Below are 16,266 nucleotides of genomic sequence, written 5' to 3' on the forward strand. Positions count from 1 at the left end.
CTCACCATGGCAGAGGCCGTCTGCGCTTACAAGGAGCTTACCCAAGTGGAGCGGGCCTTTAGAAAGTTAAAAGATGTCCTAGAGATGCCTCCGATCTATCCCCATGATCCGAGAGCTCGTCCAGGCCTATGGCTTTGTCGCCGCCTTGGCCTTCTTGCTTGACTAGCTATTGGAGAAAAAACTTAAGGCAGCCAAACTCCCCTTTTCCCCCGAAGAGGCCCTGACTCACCTACGCACCGTCCAAAGACGCCAGAGGCAGACATCGCTGGCACCAAACACCACGGAGTCACGGCGGGAAACCAACATGGGCGTCCGGATCCTTTCTGCCCTCCGAGTTGGCTTCATGGAGCCTTGGAAACCCAAAAATAGCTCTCAATATCCCCACATAGTGACACATTGAAAAAAAGCTCATTGATAATCAGCGCCTTACAAAAGTTTCTCCAAACATGGGATAGTGGATAAAGAATAAAAGCAACAGAGCTTTTCAACGCAGCAAAGAGTAAGTTTTGTCAAAGAAAAAAAATTTTTTGCCACACAGTAGATAGATTTTTTTTGCCAAATCCAAAAATTATAAAACAACTTTTCCAAAGAATTATGATGAGCTTACATGTATTGACATAGGGGATTATTTTAATAAATTTATAAAATGAAAATAGTAAAAGCATTACTTATTGTTCTAGCGTTTATATTGCTGTTTTTTGCTCCACATTTGACCCATCTTTTTGAGAGGACTCAAAGACAAGTTGTAGAGAATAAAGCTATTGAGAATGGATTAGAAAGGATGCAAAAAGAACAGCAGGCTAAGATGCCTTCTCCTTCTCAGCCTTAGATAAAATGTTATAATACAAAATTAAAAATATTTTGCCCATTTGGAGGAGATGATTATTGAGCATAGAAAATCCGGTAAATGATATTATTCCCATCATCAGCTAAAAGAAGACTTCCATCCGGCAAGAATAATAGGCCACATGGTCTTCCCCAGGTTTTGGAAGGATAAGAATTAAGCAAAAAGCCAGTCATAAAGTCTTCATAATATCCTTTAGGCCGATGGTCTTCTCCAAAAGGAACAAAAACAATTTTATATCCAGTCGCCTGCTTTCTATTCCAAGAGCCATGAAGAGCTACAAAGGCCCCATTTTTATAATGTTCTGGCAAGTTAGAATCAGGGGGAGGAAAGGCTAAACCAAGAGCTGCAGAATGGCTTTGAAAGAGAACATCAGGAGTTTTTGTTGATTGTATAAGCTCCTTTGCTTTCGTTCCTTCAATTCTATTTTTCCAACGTGGATCGATGAATTCAGGACTTAAGTAACAATAAGGCCATCCATAGAATGCCCCTTTTTCGACTCGTGTTAAGTAGTCGGGCACAAGCTCCTCACCCAGCCAATCTCTTTCGTTTACTGTAACATAAAGATCCGAGCTATGAGGATAAAAGGCGAGCCCCACCGGGTTTCTTAAGCCTCTGGCATATATCTCTGAGCTGTTTGATTTTATTTTTAAGGCTACGATGGATGCCCTAGGAGGAGGATCTTCATCCACATTGGTTTTTGAACCAACAGTAACAAAAAGAACTTGACCATCAGGAGACAAAGCTAAAGTCCGGCTCCAATGATTGCCACTCCCTGGCAGAGAAAGAATCTTTCTCCCTCTTCCTTCTAGTTTTTTTTGCCCTTCTTTGTAAGGAAAGACAAGCACACCATCGGTGTTGGCAACATAAAAAGAGTCCTTCGAAAATACCATTCCAAAAGGTAAATGGAGACCATTAGAGATATCAGCAAAAATTGAAATTTTATCTACAACGCCATCTTTGTCGTTGTCTTCAAGCAACATGATTCGGCTTGAATAGGATTCAGCGACAAGAACATCTCCTGTAGGTGTTAGGGCAAGCCATCGAGGATTATCTAAATCCTTGGCATAAATGTTTACTTTGAATCCAGGAGGAAGGTGAAGAGTGGCTTTGGCAGGTGGTGGAACAATTTGAGGCCAGTTGTTTGCCCCATGGACTACAGGCTTTGGAAGTTTTTGAAGATCAATCGTGATTTTCTGAGGGCTCATGTTTTCGCTAAGGAGTATGGCATGGGCCTTTTTTATCCACAACAAGCATAAAAAGACAAAGAGAAGGACTGTTATTTTCTTACAGGCATTCATTGCAGCGGGTATTTTTTATAGATCAATTATCTAGAAGCGGCGAAAGTCCCCATAAGCTCTGCAGAAGCAAGAACATGACCATGGATTTTTTTTAGTAGATCGCTTTTAGTAGATCCTTTCGCTAAATTCAATATTTGGTCGAGCGCATAAGCACGAAAATAATATCGATGCACGCCAGATGGAGGAGCAGGGCCGTCGTATCTGGTATTACCAAAATCATTCCTGCCAGGGACAGCGCCATCAGGTGTTTGTCCCCTTTTTATCGTCCGGACATCAGGCGGTATATTCCATAATACCCAATGTACCCAAGTTCCTCGTGGAGCATCAGGGTCATCCATAATGAGTGCTAAGGACTTTGTGTTTTGTGGAACATCTTCCAATTTCAATTCTGGAGATTTATTTTCAGCACGATAAGCACAGAAAGAAGGTAATGGCTGACCATTTTCAAAATCAGGTGAAGACAACTTCATAGACAATCCTTTGTTTATGTAAAAAATAAAGAAGACAAAAGAAAGGAACAACCACTTAGCAGCCATAATTTTTTTTAACTGCTAGCTGCTTGAAAATCAAGCCCATTGAGAATAAGAATAACAAAGGAAAGTAAGCAAATTGAATAAGAATAAATGGAAAGCTATAGTCTGGTTGATAGTTCTCCCTTTTTTCTTTATCCCCTTTGGTCGAGGGCAAAACTCAAAATTCGATTTTACTGCCCTTGATAAGGAAAATGAAGAAATTGAGATCAATCCTCAAGACCCCTGGAAGAGGGAGGAAGTTATCACTCCACAAGAACTTGTCGACGCTTTGAGAAAAAGCAGCAAAAAAAAAGATCTTGTTATTTTCCATGTGGGATTTTCTTTTCTTTATAAAGCTAGTCATATTCCAGGATCGGATTATGTTGGTTCAGGAAAGGACAAAGAAGGGATTGCTAATTTAGAGAAAAAAGTCTCTGGGCTTTCCAAGAATCAACAGATCGTTCTTTATTGCGGATGCTGTCCATGGAACCAGTGTCCCAATATTCGTCCAGCGTTTAATGCTCTCAAACAAAAGGAATTCGCAAATCTTAAAGTTCTGTTTATTCCTCACGATTTTGCTCAAGATTGGATTAGGAAAGGCTATCCTATAGAAAAGGGGTTTAAAAATTGATATCTTTTACTATTTTTAATAGTTGAAGGAAATCTATTTTCCCCTTTTATTATGTATATTATGAAAAGAAAAATTAATTTATCTTTTCTCCTTGCTGCTATTTTTGTTGTGATTTTTGGAGGGGAGTCTGCAAGAGCTGATATAATGCTTACGACCAAAGGGTATCGACTCACAATCCTTCCAATTATGGGGGCAGAGAAGGTGGAAGTTCCAGAAGGGAAAGTCAAGGTAAGAGAGCTTGCCGAAATGTCCTTCGATAATAAGAAATCTTCTTCAAATATCCAAAATGATTTTACTAAAAATGGAATGGAGAAAAAATGCCCTTATATTGTTTTAAAAAATAAGGGCATTGATCAAATAACGCAGCTAGCCCAAAGATAACAGGTGCTATTTATTTTGAGCAGTAAAGGGGGATATAATATTTTTAATCTCTGCAATTCGATTGGCTGGAAATCCTCCTTGAGCTGCATGTTCTCGAATAATTTTTTCATCTGGAGCGATATAGATACAATAGATTTTATCTCCAGTCACGTAACTTTCTATCCATTGAATTTGTGGGCCCATTTTATCTAAAATCGAACAGGATTTGGCGGATATTTTGGCAAGTTCTTCATTTGATAAGTTTCCTGCTCCAGGAATCTCTCTTTCAATAACATATCTAGGCATATCGTTCCTTTCTTGTTAAAGATTGCATTTTGTAAATTATAAAGAAGAATTAGCCTGTTCGATTACTTTTTGGCAATCATTTTTTTTCAAGTGCCTGAGATAACCTAACTTTCTATGCCTCTATTTTTGTTTTTGATCCATTCCCTCCAAAATCTCATGGATCAACATGCACAATATTCTAAAAACGCATTAGCGTTGTGAACTTATACTCAGAGCCGAACGAAGCAACATGCTCCTTATGGAAATTGGGAAAAGAGGATTAATTGCAGATAGCACAGAAGTAAAGTGATTAAAAGATTCCTTATCTTCTTAATCTTGGGCTAGTTTGGTTTTCATAGAATAGGCCAAAAAACAAGGAGACTACATTATCAGACCCTCTAAATGAAAAATTCTTTGGCTTTCATGTTAATCGCTTTTTGACATAGGTTGCCATCCACATCTGAGAGTAAGCCGAGTAAAAAAAGCGCAAAAAGGGCTTCCTTGAGAATGCATGAAGCCCTTTTTACTTTTACAAAAAAGGAGGTAGGTAGTATATCAGATTGAATAGCCTTGTTCCCCATGCTCAGAAATATCAAGCCCTTGAGTTTCTACTTCTTCATCAACTCGTAATCCGACAAGAGCTTTTACAACAAAACCAATGATCACTGAAGCCAGAGTAGCAAGAACAATAGTGATCAATATTGCTTTTGACTGAGCTATCCATAAAGTACCACTAGTGACGCTTGCTGCCAGACCATTTTTCTTTGCCACTGCCTCACTTAACAAATTGGCATTTACTGCAGGATCGACAAAGACTCCCGTTAAAAACGCTCCAAGCATACCTCCTACTCCATGAACCCCGAAAGCATCGAGAGCATCATCGTATTTTAAAAGTGGCTTAATAACTGAGCAGGCAAAATAAGGAATGATCCCTGCAGCCAGTCCGATTATCACTGCTCCTGTGCTATTAACAAAACCGCAGGCCGGAGTGATAGCCACCAGGCCAGCTACCGCGCCTGTGGAAAACCCAAGAACTGTTGGCGTCCCCTTTAGAGTATATTCAAGCATAGGCCACGTAAGAGAAGCTACCGCCGTGGCAAGTGTTGTAGTCATGAAGGCGTTAGCAGCAATTCCATCCGCTGCCACAGCACTACCTGCATTAAATCCATACCATCCAATCCAAAGGATGGCTGCTCCAACCATACAGTAAGTCATGTTATTAGGAATTATAGGTTCTATGCCAAATCCCTTTCTTTTGCCAAGCAATAGAGCCAGGATCAATGCTGACCATCCGGAAGTCATATGGACCACTGTTCCTCCAGCAAAATCAATAGCAGGAATCTTTGCTCCAGAATTAAATACCCCATTCATCATGCCGCTTGCTCCCCAAACCATATGAGCTTGGGGAAAATAGACAAAAAGCATCCATAAGGTGATAAATATTAAAACAGCAGAATACTTCATCCGTTCTGCAATGCCTCCCATGATTAAAGCAGGAGTAATAACAGCAAACATCATTTGGAACATGCAATAGACATTTTGTGAAACCCAGAAGGAATAGTTTGTATTCGGAGCTGAGTCGACGCCTTTAAGGAAGAAATATTCTGTGCCACCAAGAAAATAACCAAGTGGACTACCTGAAAAATTCGTTCCAAAAACAAGACTATACCCTATTGCCCACCAAAGTACAGTTACAAGCCCTGTAATACCCAGGCATTGAGCAAGCACTGAAAGAATGTTTTTTGATCGTACTAGTCCTCCATAAAAAAGAGCCAAACCAGGAAGGGTCATAAAGAGGACCAGCGCAGTAGAAGTCAGAAGCCAAGCATTGTGTCCTGGTCCTGAACTTCCCACAATCTTGCTTCCCGACGGGTCAGAATTGGTGATATATGCTTCAAGACCTGCAACACGTTGTTCCAATGTTGGAGGGGGAGAAGGAGCTTGAGTGACTGCGGCCGGACTCTGCTTATGTGTAAAAGCAATGCCCATGGCTATTAATAGAATTGCCGCCAAGATCCCCAAAAAAATAAATGCTTCCATTTTGTGACGACTCCGATCTATAATGACAGTAGAAGAAGGATTTTTCATCGAAAACTAATAAGCAAAATCTATGCCAGATTCTTACATGAGAGGGCCTAAAAATTTGATCGTTGTTTTTTTTTTATATTACACAACAAATAGTATTTTTAAAAAATAAATATACATTATATAGTGTTTATTGCGTTTAGAAGGAATGCAAACAATTAAATTTCGCGTAGTATTTTTTCCAATTTCAATATTAGGAGGGCGATGATGGATCACCAACAGCTTTTTTTTTCTGGTTTTGATTACGGTCTTTCTAATTTGTCAATAGTCAAAAGAGATGGTCGCGTGGTCCCTTTTGATATTGGTCGAATCTATGCTGCTGTTGAAAAAGCGTTTCGGGCGGAAAGAAAGAAAAGTGCAGGGGATAATCTTTCCAGAGAAGATCTTTTAGCTATCGAAGAGATTACCAACCGAGTGGCGATAAAATCAGCAGCACTAGCCAATCGAGGAGAAAGGCTTGAAGTAGAACGGATACAGGACCTTGTTGAACTGACGCTTATGGAGCTGGGACACCATACCGTTGCCAAGCGTTATATCCTCTATAGGGCAGAGCGAGGCAAGGCTAGAACTATACAGAATAGAGAAGGGGCATCGATCCACATGATCGATAGGCATGGGAATACTGTTCCATTGGATTTGGCATGGATACATCGGATGCTTATGGAGGCTTGTAGGGGTCTTGAAGATCGCTGTTCGTGGAGGGATCTTGCTGAAGAGACGGTTCGAGGTCTTTATGACAACATAAAAGAAGAAGAAATCCTCCAAGCTATGATTCTTACGGCAAGGACATGGGTAGAAAAAGAACCTGCTTATACTTATGTGGCTGCGCGACTGATGTTGAGTAAAATCTATCAGGAAGCTCTTTTAATCGTTCCTAGTATCCATGAGACAGCGGCCTACCATAAGGCTTATTTTCCTCATTATGTGCAATATGGAGTAAAGATCGGTCGATTGTCTCCACAGTTGCTTGAATTTGACCTTGAAAGACTGGCTCAAGCGCTCAAGTTGGAGAGAGACAGACAATTTACCTATTTAGGCCTGCAGACCCTTTACGACAGATATTTGCTCCATCATGAAGAAAGGAGGTTTGAAACGCCTCAATACTTCTGGATGCGGGTAGCCATGGGCCTAGCTTTGAATGAAAAGTCAGATAAAGAGTCTTGGGCGATTACTTTTTATGATACTCTCTCAAGCTTCCTTTTCATGTCCTCTACTCCAACCCTTTTTAATTCTGGAACCGTACATCCACAGTTAAGTTCTTGTTATTTGTTGACTGTAGAGGATGATCTGGAAAGCATCTTCAAGGTTATTTCTGATAACGCTAAGCTTTCCAAATGGGCTGGAGGCTTAGGTAATGATTGGACCAATGTGAGGGCGACTGGATCATTGATTCGTGGCACAAATGGGAAAAGTCAAGGGGTGATCCCTTTCTTAAAAGTGGCTAATGATACGGCTGTTGCTGTAAACCAAGGCGGTAAAAGAAAAGGGGCCTTGTGCGCTTATTTGGAAACTTGGCATTTAGATATAGAAGATTTTTTAGAGCTTCGAAAAAATACAGGAGATGAGAGACGGCGTACCCATGATATGAACACCGCAAATTGGATCCCAGATCTTTTTATGAAAAGAGTCCTAGAAAACGGCAGTTGGACGCTTTTTAGTCCCAGTGATGTGCCTGATCTGCATCATCTCTATGGAAAGACTTTCGAGAAAAGATATCTCGAATACGAACAGATGGCAGATAAAGGAGAAATCAAACTATTCAAAAGGGTTTCAGCCATGACCCTTTGGAGGAAAATGCTTACCCTTCTTTTTGAAACTGGCCATCCTTGGATTACCTTTAAAGATCCCTCTAACATTCGGTCTCCTCAAGACCATGTTGGGGTTATCAATAGTTCTAATCTTTGTACTGAAATTCTTTTGAACACTAGTGCCGAAGAAGTCGCTGTTTGTAATTTAGGATCAGTGAATCTGCTAGCTCACTTGGACGAATCGGATAATATAGACGAAAAAAAGCTCGAAAACACAATCAATATCGCTGTCCGCATGCTAGACAACGTGATTGATATCAATTTTTATCCAATCCCTGAAGCCAGAAATTCTAATTTAAAACACAGACCGGTAGGTCTTGGCATTATGGGATTTCAAGACCTGCTCTATAGGAAAAAAATTCCTTATGCTAGTGCTCAGGCTGTAGAACTTTCAGATCGGCTTATGGAGATGATTTCCTATTATGCTATTCTTTCTTCATGCAATCTAGCAAAGGAACGGGGAGCGTATCCTTCTTTTCGTGGTTCGAAATGGGACAGGGGATTATTACCCATCGATACTATTGAATTGTTGGAACAGGAAAGAGGGGGATTTGTAGAAGTAGACAAAAGCAGAACCAAAGATTGGGATAGTGTGAGAAAGAAAATTAAAGAGCATGGACTAAGAAATAGCTGTCTGTTAGCTATTGCCCCTACAGCAACAATATCCAATATTACGGGAGTTGCTCAGTCGATAGAACCAAGTTACAAAAATCTATATGTCAAATCAAATCTTTCTGGAGATTTTATTAGTATCAATCCTTACTTGGTTGAAGACCTTAAAAAACTGCAACTTTGGGATCAGGAAATGGTCGATGATTTAAAGTATTATGATGGATCGGTCAAACACATCGAGAGAATACCCGAGTCTCTTAAGGAACTATATGCCACTGCGTTTGAAATTGATCCTTCGTGGCTTATTGAATGCGCTAGCCGTAGACAGAAATGGATCGATATGGGACAGTCCCTAAACCTTTATATTGATGAACCAAGCGGTTGGAAAATCTCTCAAATGTATATCATGTGCTGGAAAAAGGGTTTAAAAACAACCTATTATCTTAGATCAAGGGCAGCAACAACTGTTGAAAAGTCTACTCTAGATATAAATGTTCGAGGCATTCAGCCACGATGGATGAAAAGTAAGAGTCCTTCTTCAAACATCAAAGTAGAAAGGAAAAATAAAGAAAAAAACGCATGTGCTCTTGATTCGGAATGCGAAAGCTGTCAGTAAGCAGGCATATAGCCAATTTGAAAAATAGATATTGGAGGAACATTATGAGCTGTTGTGTAGGTGGTGGCGGTCAACCTTATGATCTTACCAAAAGAATCAATGTACAGGAAAAAAGATTGATTAATTGTAAGGCTGTAGATGTTAACCAGCTAATGCCCTTAAAGTACAAGTGGGCATGGGAACACTATCTGAATGGATGTGCGAACAATTGGCTGCCTTCGGAGGTCCCTATGCAAAGGGATGTGGAACTTTGGAAATCCAATAGGCTTTCCGATGAGGAAAGGCTTGTCATTATGAGAAATTTAGGATTTTTTGCTACCGGGGAAAGTCTTGTTGGCAACAACATTGTCCTAGCGATCTTTAAGTTCGTTACCAATGCTGAAGCAAGACAATATCTTTTAAGACAGGCTTACGAGGAGGCTGTCCATACCCATGCCTTTCTCTATATTGTCGAATCTCTTGGGCTCGATGAAAGAGAAGTGTTTAACATGTATCATGAGGTTAACTCCATTTCAAATAAAGACCAATTTGAGATGGCTCTGACCGAAGATATTCTTCGGAGCGATTTTAACACTGAAAGTGTGGAAAATATCCAAAAATTTGTAAAAAATCTTGTCGGTTTTTACGTCATTATGGAAGGAATCTTTTTTTACAGTGGTTTTGTCATGATTTTATCTTTTCATAGACAAAATAAAATGACGGGGATTGGGGAACAATTTCAATATATCTTGAGGGATGAAACCATTCATCTTAATTTTGGCATCGATCTCATCAATGGAATAAAAGAGGAAAACCCTGAAATATGGACAGTTGATTTTCAGAAAGAAATCGAAGCGATGATCGATCAAGCCGTTTTGCTTGAATATGCCTACGCAAAAGATTGTTTACCACGGGGAATTTTAGGACTTAATAGTGCACTCTTTAAAGATTATGTTGAATATATTGCGGATAGAAGACTAGAAAGAATCGGGTTTAAAGCCAAATATGGCTCTAAAAATCCCTTTCCGTGGATGAGCGAAGTAATGGATCTAGTGAAAGAGAAAAATTTCTTTGAGACTCGAGTAACGGAGTATCAATCAGGTGCTGTTTTAAATTGGTAATTCGTTGCTCCCATTTTTATTTTTCTAAGACGATGTTTTTATAGTTTTTATAAAAAATATGCATCATTTTTATTATAAAGATTCAGAATTGTATGTGGAAGATGTTCCAGTTTTAAGTCTTGTCAAAGAGTTTGGAACCCCGCTTTATGTCTATTCTGCTCAAACAATTATTGATCATTATACAAGATTTGAAAAGCTATTGGAACCTCTTGATCATTTGATTTGTTATGCTGTCAAAGCCAATTCTAATCTTTGGATACTAAAATTGCTTGCTAACCAGGGAAGCGGCTTTGATCTTGTTAGTGGGGGAGAGCTCTATAGGGTTCTTCGTGCCGGAGGTAACCCGAAAAAGTGCACCTTTGCTGGAGTTGGGAAAACCCGATCTGAAATTGAAGAAGCTCTGCGTGTGGGTATTTACAGTTTTATTATAGAAAGTGAAGAAGAGCTTTTAACGATTGAGGCAATGGCCAAGAAACTATCCATACAGGCTCCTGTAGCCTTTCGAATTAACCCTGATGTGCAAGCTGCAACCCATGCAAAAATTACAACGGGTAGTGATGTGAATAAATTTGGAATTGCTCTTTCTCAAGTGCCGGAGCTTTTTGACAAATGTTCCAAACTTGATGGAGTGCTGCTTAAAGGCATTCAAATCCATATCGGTTCGCAAATACAACAGGTAGGTCCTTTTTTGCAGGCGATACAAAAAGTCCTTCCTCTTGTGGAAAAAGCAAAGCAAAAATATGGAGCGGAGTTTTTGGATATTGGGGGAGGTATTGGAATAGTATATGAACAAGCAATAGAAAGTGGTAGAGAAGATTGGTGGAAAGAAAGAAATGAGTCTTTAACGCTGGCTCGATATGTTGAATCGATTCTTCCTTTAGTCAAGCCGATGGGCATGAGACTCTTGGTTGAACCTGGAAGAGTTCTTGTTGGAAATGCAGGCATATTGGTCAGCCAAGTTCTTTATGTTAAAAAAGGGGGTTCTAAAAAGTTCATAATAGTTGATGCGGCAATGAATGATCTTGTCAGACCTGCTTTTTACCAAGCGTATCATCAAATTATTCCACTTAGAAAACAGTTGGACCCGATGATGGAAGTTGTCGATGTTGTGGGTCCGGTTTGCGAATCTTCTGATTGTTTTGCTGTCGATAGACCTTTACCCAAAGTGCAGGCCGGAGATTATCTTGCTATCTGCAGTACGGGTGCCTATGGGTTTTCCATGGCTTCTAATTATAATTCTAGACCCAAACCTGCAGAAGTAATAGTTTCAGCTAAGGCAGTAAAATTAATTAGAAAACGAGAAAGCTACCAGGATCTCGTTGCCCTAGAAGAAGGGTTGATTTAAAAAGGGATTGTTAAAAGGTTGAGAATAAAATAAGAAAAAAAGATGAACTGGAGGATTGAAACAAAAAAAACGGCCGTTCTCTTGATCGATCTTCAGGATAAACTTTTGTCTGTGATTGAGAATCGGGATAGGGTTGTGCAGAAAGCCGTACAGATTGTCAAATTGGCGAAATTATTTTCATTACCTCTTTATATCACCGAGCAGGTGCCTGAAAAATTGGGAACGACTTGCAAGGAGATTCTTGAAGTTTCTGGAGAAGTTCCTCGGCTCTCGAAAAACACCTTTTCGGCAAGTCCCCTCTTGCCTGCTGATATTCCAAAAAATATTCTTGTATGTGGAATAGAAACTCATATCTGCGTACGCCAAACAGTGTATGATTTGAGGATGAGAGATAAGACCCCTTATGTCTTAGGGGATGCTGTCAGTTCTAGAAATCAAATTGACCATCAGTTGGGGATAGAAGAAATGAGGCAGGATAGAGTGTTGATTAGTTCAGTTGAAGCGATAGCATGGGAAATGATCGAAAAAGCTGAAGGGGCCTTTTTCAAGGAATTTCTTTCTATTTTAAAATAGAATAGAGGTTTGGGGTAGCTGTGAAGTATTTTTCTTGGTCAAGGGGCTAGGGGCAACGATCTGATAAACCCGGGAGATAGGAATAATAGTTATTTTGCCACCTGTGTTTTTGTCGATGTTTATAGTGTTATCAAGCGCCCTAAGGATCGTTTGTAGCTTGCTTTTGGGGACAACAATCTCTAGTTTATAGAGTGTTTTTAATACTGGGAAATATTCGTCGCCTCTATATTTTTCGATTCTATTCTCTTCTTCCTCTAAACCTTTAACTTTATACATTGTAATGGAAAAGATCTCTTCTTTGAATAAATTTTTTCTTATTTCTCCTAGTTTAAAAGGTTTGACGATCGCCTCTATTTTCAGCAAAGAATCCATAAAAGTAAAAGAGAGAGAAATTTAAGTCAATCGTGACTTTTAAAAAGCAATAATTATGCCATAAATCAGGCAAGAAAACCGGTGGAAGACAAAAATTTATGGATACTCAAGAATCAAACTATTTTAGTGAATTAGAAATAAGAAGTGCTAAACACTCACAATTTTTAAGATTAACAGATAAGATTGAAGAAGAAATCCAACATCGGGGTTGGTATGATGGCCTTTTGCACATTTTCATTCCTCATACAACAGCTGGGCTAACAATTCAGGAGGATGCAGATCCTGATGTCATAAAAGATATTCTTTATGTTCTAGACCGGATCGTCCCATGGCATGATCCTTCCTACTGCCATACCGAAGGCAATACTGCAGCTCATATTAAAACAGCTCTTTTAGGGAACTCAGTACATTGTAATGTAAAAGAGGGACGGTTAAGACTGGGGAGATGGCAGGGGATTTTTCTTTGTGAATTTGATGGTCCTAGGACAAGAAAAGTGCAACTTACCTTCCTTCCTTTTTATAGGTAAGCTTTTTATAAAGAGAAAGGCCATTGGGAGGGGGGAGGAGGAATACCCTATTCTTTTGAAGGGATGAAATGAAAAAAATACCAATAGAGAAATCATCCTTTTTGAAAGATAGGAAAGGGTCATATGCTTTGGATTATAGGAAGTTGTAATATCGATCTGACAGTCAAAGTAGAAAGGTTCCCTAATGAAGGCGAAACAGTCCTAGCTCTGGAGTCACATATTTCTGTTGGGGGAAAAGGAGCAAATCAAGCGGTGGGAGCAGCAGTATGGAAGATCAATCCAAAGCTTATAGCCTCTGTTGGAAGTGATACTTTCGGCAAGCAAGCATTTCAGACTCTCCAGCAATATGGAGTGGATACTTCCTCTATTGTAGCATCTGACAAGCATCCTACTGGCATGGCATGGATAGAAATAGACAAAAGAGGCAACAACCGGATCACAGTTGTTCCCGGAGCTAATGTCGATCTCCTTGCTGGACAGATCCTTCCAAACTTGGTTTCTTTAAAAGAGACCGATTATGTATTAGCTCAGTTAGAGATTCCTGTGAAGTCCGTTGAATCGGCGTTTGCTTATGCGAAAAGAAAAGGAGCGACAACTATTTTGAATCTTTCCCCCTCTTTCGAAGGAGTTGAAGTTCTTTTATCTTTAACTGATTTGCTTGTGCTCAATGAGAAGGAATATTGTCAATTGACTAAGATTTCTTCGTTTTTGGAAGCAATGGAAGAAGCTAAAGCCCATTTTTTTCGTTATGGAATCACTGCTTTGGTTGTAACAGCAGGAGAATTAGGTGCATTTCTGTCTATGAAAAATAGTTCCTTTGTCCATTTCCCAAGCCCTAAAGTTCAGGTTGTTGATAGTTCTGGTGCTGGAGATGCTTTTTTGGGAACATTCAGTGCTTGGATGGTAATGGGAAAATCCATAGAAGAAGCTCTGAAAGCTGCTGTGATTTCTGGCTCTTTAGCCTGTTGCTGTTTAGGAACGATGAGTGCTATTCCAGATCCCATGCAGGTGTTGCAACATTTGAAAAATGCTATATAGTAGTTTTGAAAATAATCTATATTAGAAAAAGCGAAGTGGAGGGAAAATGATCACTTACGTTTATGAGACAATTCCTACAAAAGAAGGAGAAGAAATAAAACGATACGAAATTGAACAGAGTATTGCGGATAAACCACTAACCCATCATCCAGAAACAGGCGAACCTATTCAACGGATCATTTCTGGGGGATTAGGGGTACTTACCTCCGCTAAAAAATCCTCAGTGTCTTCCTCTTCTTATCCATCCAAAAGTTGTGGATGTGGAGGAGGATGTGGTTGCTCTCATTAAAAAAGACATACCCTTTCTGGAGCCCAGAAAGGGCTTTTTTATTTATAAGTTTTTCTTCTTAGATAATGTTAATAAAATAAAATTATTGATTTTCGATAATTTCTGATTCTAATTCTACCGATCCTTTTAAAGATTGAGTAATCAAGCAATTTTCTTCTGCTTTACGCAATAACCTACGAGCTTTTTCTTTATCTGTGCCTGGAGGGACAAATAGTTTGGTTTTCAGGGAAAAATGGACAAAATACCTTACCCCATCTTTTCGATCGAGAGTTCCGTCAGCTTGACATTCAATTTTATGCCAGTGAAAATGGTTAGCTTCAGCAACAGAATCGAATGTTAAAATCAAACAGCTGGATAATGAGGCAGGTAAAAGGGTCTCCGGTGACCATGTATTCTTAGGTCCACCATATTGTACTGGAGCGTTGATTTCTATGGGTGGCAAATCTTCATCTATACCTTTTGCAATAAGATTCCCAAAAGGACCTCCAGAGGTAACAACTTTATAGTGGTGGGGTAGTGGATGCATGTCATCACAATATCAAAATTCTTTGTTTCATCAAATAATTTCTTGGTAATATCTCAGAAAATAGAAGAAAATCTTATTTTCTAAATGCAAAAATTTTTATTTTCAAGCTTCATCTTATAAGAAAAAAAGATTAAATTGTATTTTTAAGATACTGATATACAAATAGATAATAATTTTACATATTTTTTTATAAAAAAGGGGATCATATATTTTTTCTTTTTTTCTATCTACTGATTAAAACGGACTCACCATAACATAATTATTTTTAATAATATGCATTCTTTTAAAATTTTAACAAAAATTATTGATTTTTATCTTCATTTTTTTTAGAAGAATAAGTTCTAAATAAAAAGGGTTTAAAATATTATGTTTTTTTTATTTTTCCTCTTTTCTCTTTTGCCTTTTCATAAAAAAGCTATTTCCTATATGCCAACAGAGGTTAGGCTAAGAGGGCTGGCTTCTTGGTATGCGGAGCCTGGTCATGTGGGAAGAAAACTTGTAAAAGAACACAAGTTTACGGCTGCTCACAGGACCTTGCCTTTTGGAACATATGTGGAAGTTCACAATTTAAAAAATAATCGTAGAGTCATTGTTTGTATTGATGATCGGGGACCATTCATCAAAAACAGAGTCATTGATTTGTCAAAGCCTGCCGCTGAAAAGCTAGAAATGATCCATTCGGGCATTGTTCCTGTGGAATTGAAAGTGATTCGATATGCTGCTTATTGAATAAGGATTGGAACTTTTTATCCATTAAAGATTCCATGAATCATCAAATGGAAATCAGAGATTTGTTCCACAGTAAAGGAGAGATTTTTAGATTGGATTTCTTGACTTATCTCCTCGATTGTAAAGGAAGCAAGTAGGGAATTAAAAAAGTCTCTTTTTAAAAGAAAGGGGGCATTTTGAACATAGCTTTCAGTCAACAGTCTTGCTTTTTCTATTGATTCAGGCCGGATAAGATCGACGAAAAAAATAAAAGCCCCTTTTTTAGCATACTTTTTGATTGCTTGCCACGCTATTGATAACCTTGGCAAATGATGTAATAAGCTATTGCTAAGCAGAACATCAAAAGGAGCTGGATAGGACCAAGTTGGAATTATCCCCTCAAAAAGTTCAATGGAATGGGAAAGATGGTATTCTTCGATTCTTTTTCTCCCAATGGAGAGCATGGAAGGGGAGCCATCGACACCGATTATTTTTGCCCTTGGAAATCTTTTGGCAAAGCGAATGGAAATGTCAGCTGTCCCACAGCCCATATCGAGAACTAATCCTTCATTAAAAGCAGAAAAAATGGCGGCGAATCGCTCGATAACTGCCTGATGAGCAGTGGAAAAGTCTGCCGATGCATAGGCAAAAGCTTGATGAGGATCAAGCATTAGTTCAGGCTCAAGCGTTCTTTCCATTGATTTAGTAATCTATTTATTTATGGATTTTTTAGG

Annotated in this window: 18 protein-coding genes; 11 read left to right on the plus strand and 7 right to left on the minus strand. The window is 39.0% G+C overall.

Translation table 11 applies throughout. The features are described from left to right. Positions 1 to 646 precede the first annotated feature (646 nt). Complete coding sequence (locus tag A7Q09_RS07845; RefSeq protein ID WP_134390916.1) at positions 647 to 829, plus strand: hypothetical protein; 183 nt, start codon at positions 647 to 649, stop codon at positions 827 to 829. A 53-nt stretch (positions 830 to 882) separates the two neighbouring features. On the opposite strand, the gene A7Q09_RS07850 is transcribed toward A7Q09_RS07845, so the two are convergent. Next, entirely contained in the window at positions 883 to 2,145 is a 1,263-nt protein-coding gene (locus tag A7Q09_RS07850) for a sorbosone dehydrogenase family protein (protein ID WP_134390917.1), read from the minus strand. Between the two features lie 26 nt (positions 2,146 to 2,171). Beyond that, the gene (locus tag A7Q09_RS07855; protein ID WP_134390918.1) at positions 2,172 to 2,615 is read right to left on the minus strand and encodes a YbhB/YbcL family Raf kinase inhibitor-like protein; all 444 of its coding nucleotides are present in this window, start codon (positions 2,613 to 2,615) and stop codon (positions 2,172 to 2,174) included. Positions 2,616 to 2,754: 139 nt separating this feature from the next. Here A7Q09_RS07855 and A7Q09_RS07860 point away from each other — a divergent pair, with 139 nt between their 5' ends. Next, on the plus strand, positions 2,755 to 3,288 hold the full coding sequence (locus tag A7Q09_RS07860) for a rhodanese-like domain-containing protein (RefSeq protein ID WP_134390919.1): 534 nt from the start codon (positions 2,755 to 2,757) through the stop codon (positions 3,286 to 3,288). Positions 3,289 to 3,348: 60 nt separating this feature from the next. Then, a complete protein-coding gene (locus tag A7Q09_RS07865) occupies positions 3,349 to 3,669 on the plus strand; it encodes a hypothetical protein (protein ID WP_134390920.1) in 321 nt (106 codons plus the stop codon). A 6-nt stretch (positions 3,670 to 3,675) separates the two neighbouring features. Here the strand turns inward: A7Q09_RS07865 and A7Q09_RS07870 are convergent, their stop codons facing one another. After that, the gene (locus A7Q09_RS07870; RefSeq protein WP_134390921.1) at positions 3,676 to 3,954 is read right to left on the minus strand and encodes a DUF4242 domain-containing protein; all 279 of its coding nucleotides are present in this window, start codon (positions 3,952 to 3,954) and stop codon (positions 3,676 to 3,678) included. Between the two features lie 534 nt (positions 3,955 to 4,488). Beyond that, a complete protein-coding gene (locus A7Q09_RS07875; protein WP_134390922.1) occupies positions 4,489 to 6,021 on the minus strand; it encodes an ammonium transporter in 1,533 nt (510 codons plus the stop codon). A 204-nt stretch (positions 6,022 to 6,225) separates the two neighbouring features. Between A7Q09_RS07875 and A7Q09_RS07880 the strand changes: the two genes are divergently transcribed. From A7Q09_RS07880 to A7Q09_RS07895, 4 genes are read left to right on the plus strand one after another with little or no spacing between them, the layout of a single operon-like run. Next, positions 6,226 to 9,054: a ribonucleoside-diphosphate reductase subunit alpha gene (locus A7Q09_RS07880; protein WP_134390944.1), complete on the plus strand. Its 2,829-nt coding sequence runs from the start codon at positions 6,226 to 6,228 to the stop codon at positions 9,052 to 9,054. A 44-nt stretch (positions 9,055 to 9,098) separates the two neighbouring features. Next, positions 9,099 to 10,154, plus strand: a complete 1,056-nt coding sequence (locus A7Q09_RS07885; protein ID WP_009058640.1) for a ribonucleotide-diphosphate reductase subunit beta — start codon at positions 9,099 to 9,101, stop codon at positions 10,152 to 10,154. 58 nt (positions 10,155 to 10,212) lie between these two features. Next, positions 10,213 to 11,499: a diaminopimelate decarboxylase gene (gene lysA, locus A7Q09_RS07890; protein WP_134390923.1), complete on the plus strand. Its 1,287-nt coding sequence runs from the start codon at positions 10,213 to 10,215 to the stop codon at positions 11,497 to 11,499. Positions 11,500 to 11,541: 42 nt separating this feature from the next. Next, entirely contained in the window at positions 11,542 to 12,072 is a 531-nt protein-coding gene (locus A7Q09_RS07895) for an isochorismatase family protein (protein WP_134390924.1), read from the plus strand. On the opposite strand, the gene A7Q09_RS07900 is transcribed toward A7Q09_RS07895, so the two are convergent. Next, positions 12,064 to 12,444 carry a P-II family nitrogen regulator gene (locus A7Q09_RS07900; RefSeq protein WP_134390925.1) on the minus strand — a complete coding sequence of 127 codons (381 nt, stop codon included), beginning with the start codon at positions 12,442 to 12,444 and terminating at the stop codon, positions 12,064 to 12,066. The two genes, A7Q09_RS07895 and A7Q09_RS07900, sit on opposite strands and share 9 nt — an antisense overlap. Before the next feature lie 98 nt (positions 12,445 to 12,542). Between A7Q09_RS07900 and A7Q09_RS07905 the strand changes: the two genes are divergently transcribed. The 3 genes from A7Q09_RS07905 to A7Q09_RS07915 all read left to right on the plus strand — a co-directional run bounded on the left by A7Q09_RS07905 (position 12,543) and on the right by A7Q09_RS07915 (position 14,298). Continuing rightward, a complete protein-coding gene (locus tag A7Q09_RS07905; RefSeq protein WP_134390926.1) occupies positions 12,543 to 12,971 on the plus strand; it encodes a secondary thiamine-phosphate synthase enzyme YjbQ in 429 nt (142 codons plus the stop codon). 123 nt (positions 12,972 to 13,094) lie between these two features. Next, positions 13,095 to 14,009: a ribokinase gene (locus A7Q09_RS07910; protein ID WP_134390927.1), complete on the plus strand. Its 915-nt coding sequence runs from the start codon at positions 13,095 to 13,097 to the stop codon at positions 14,007 to 14,009. A gap of 46 nt (positions 14,010 to 14,055) precedes the next feature. After that, positions 14,056 to 14,298: a zinc ribbon domain-containing protein gene (locus A7Q09_RS07915; protein ID WP_134390928.1), complete on the plus strand. Its 243-nt coding sequence runs from the start codon at positions 14,056 to 14,058 to the stop codon at positions 14,296 to 14,298. Between the two features lie 82 nt (positions 14,299 to 14,380). Here A7Q09_RS07915 and A7Q09_RS07920 read toward each other — a convergent pair whose 3' ends face one another. Beyond that, positions 14,381 to 14,824 carry an OsmC family protein gene (locus tag A7Q09_RS07920; protein WP_134390929.1) on the minus strand — a complete coding sequence of 148 codons (444 nt, stop codon included), beginning with the start codon at positions 14,822 to 14,824 and terminating at the stop codon, positions 14,381 to 14,383. A 366-nt stretch (positions 14,825 to 15,190) separates the two neighbouring features. On the opposite strand from A7Q09_RS07920, the gene A7Q09_RS07925 reads away from it, so the two are divergent. After that, the gene (locus A7Q09_RS07925) at positions 15,191 to 15,553 is read left to right on the plus strand and encodes a septal ring lytic transglycosylase RlpA family protein (RefSeq protein WP_134390930.1); all 363 of its coding nucleotides are present in this window, start codon (positions 15,191 to 15,193) and stop codon (positions 15,551 to 15,553) included. Positions 15,554 to 15,570: 17 nt separating this feature from the next. Here the strand turns inward: A7Q09_RS07925 and A7Q09_RS07930 are convergent, their stop codons facing one another. Next, positions 15,571 to 16,230 carry a methyltransferase domain-containing protein gene (locus A7Q09_RS07930; protein WP_134390931.1) on the minus strand — a complete coding sequence of 220 codons (660 nt, stop codon included), beginning with the start codon at positions 16,228 to 16,230 and terminating at the stop codon, positions 15,571 to 15,573. Positions 16,231 to 16,266 lie beyond the last annotated feature (36 nt).

Origin of the sequence: Methylacidiphilum sp. Yel (assembly GCF_004421185.1) — a bacterium.
Taxonomy (GTDB): domain Bacteria; phylum Verrucomicrobiota; class Verrucomicrobiia; order Methylacidiphilales; family Methylacidiphilaceae; genus Methylacidiphilum.

Excerpts from the sequence above, each read along its gene's own strand:
- A7Q09_RS07865 (WP_134390920.1), top strand. The coding sequence starts at position 3,349 with ATGAAAAGAAAAATTAATTTATCTTTTCTCCTTGCTGCTATTTTTGTT.
- A7Q09_RS07920 (WP_134390929.1), bottom strand. The coding sequence starts at position 14,824 with ATGCATCCACTACCCCACCACTATAAAGTTGTTACCTCTGGAGGTCCT.
- A7Q09_RS07900 (WP_134390925.1), bottom strand. The coding sequence starts at position 12,444 with ATGGATTCTTTGCTGAAAATAGAGGCGATCGTCAAACCTTTTAAACTA.
- A7Q09_RS07875 (WP_134390922.1), bottom strand. The coding sequence starts at position 6,021 with ATGAAAAATCCTTCTTCTACTGTCATTATAGATCGGAGTCGTCACAAA.
- A7Q09_RS07895 (WP_134390924.1), top strand. The coding sequence starts at position 11,542 with ATGAACTGGAGGATTGAAACAAAAAAAACGGCCGTTCTCTTGATCGAT.
- A7Q09_RS07855 (WP_134390918.1), bottom strand. The coding sequence starts at position 2,615 with ATGAAGTTGTCTTCACCTGATTTTGAAAATGGTCAGCCATTACCTTCT.
- A7Q09_RS07915 (WP_134390928.1), top strand. The coding sequence starts at position 14,056 with ATGATCACTTACGTTTATGAGACAATTCCTACAAAAGAAGGAGAAGAA.
- lysA (WP_134390923.1), top strand. The coding sequence starts at position 10,213 with ATGCATCATTTTTATTATAAAGATTCAGAATTGTATGTGGAAGATGTT.
- A7Q09_RS07905 (WP_134390926.1), top strand. The coding sequence starts at position 12,543 with ATGGATACTCAAGAATCAAACTATTTTAGTGAATTAGAAATAAGAAGT.
- A7Q09_RS07845 (WP_134390916.1), top strand. The coding sequence starts at position 647 with ATGAAAATAGTAAAAGCATTACTTATTGTTCTAGCGTTTATATTGCTG.
- A7Q09_RS07850 (WP_134390917.1), bottom strand. The coding sequence starts at position 2,145 with ATGAATGCCTGTAAGAAAATAACAGTCCTTCTCTTTGTCTTTTTATGC.
- A7Q09_RS07930 (WP_134390931.1), bottom strand. The coding sequence starts at position 16,230 with ATGGAAAGAACGCTTGAGCCTGAACTAATGCTTGATCCTCATCAAGCT.
- A7Q09_RS07910 (WP_134390927.1), top strand. The coding sequence starts at position 13,095 with ATGCTTTGGATTATAGGAAGTTGTAATATCGATCTGACAGTCAAAGTA.
- A7Q09_RS07870 (WP_134390921.1), bottom strand. The coding sequence starts at position 3,954 with ATGCCTAGATATGTTATTGAAAGAGAGATTCCTGGAGCAGGAAACTTA.
- A7Q09_RS07925 (WP_134390930.1), top strand. The coding sequence starts at position 15,191 with ATGTTTTTTTTATTTTTCCTCTTTTCTCTTTTGCCTTTTCATAAAAAA.
- A7Q09_RS07885 (WP_009058640.1), top strand. The coding sequence starts at position 9,099 with ATGAGCTGTTGTGTAGGTGGTGGCGGTCAACCTTATGATCTTACCAAA.
- A7Q09_RS07880 (WP_134390944.1), top strand. The coding sequence starts at position 6,226 with ATGGATCACCAACAGCTTTTTTTTTCTGGTTTTGATTACGGTCTTTCT.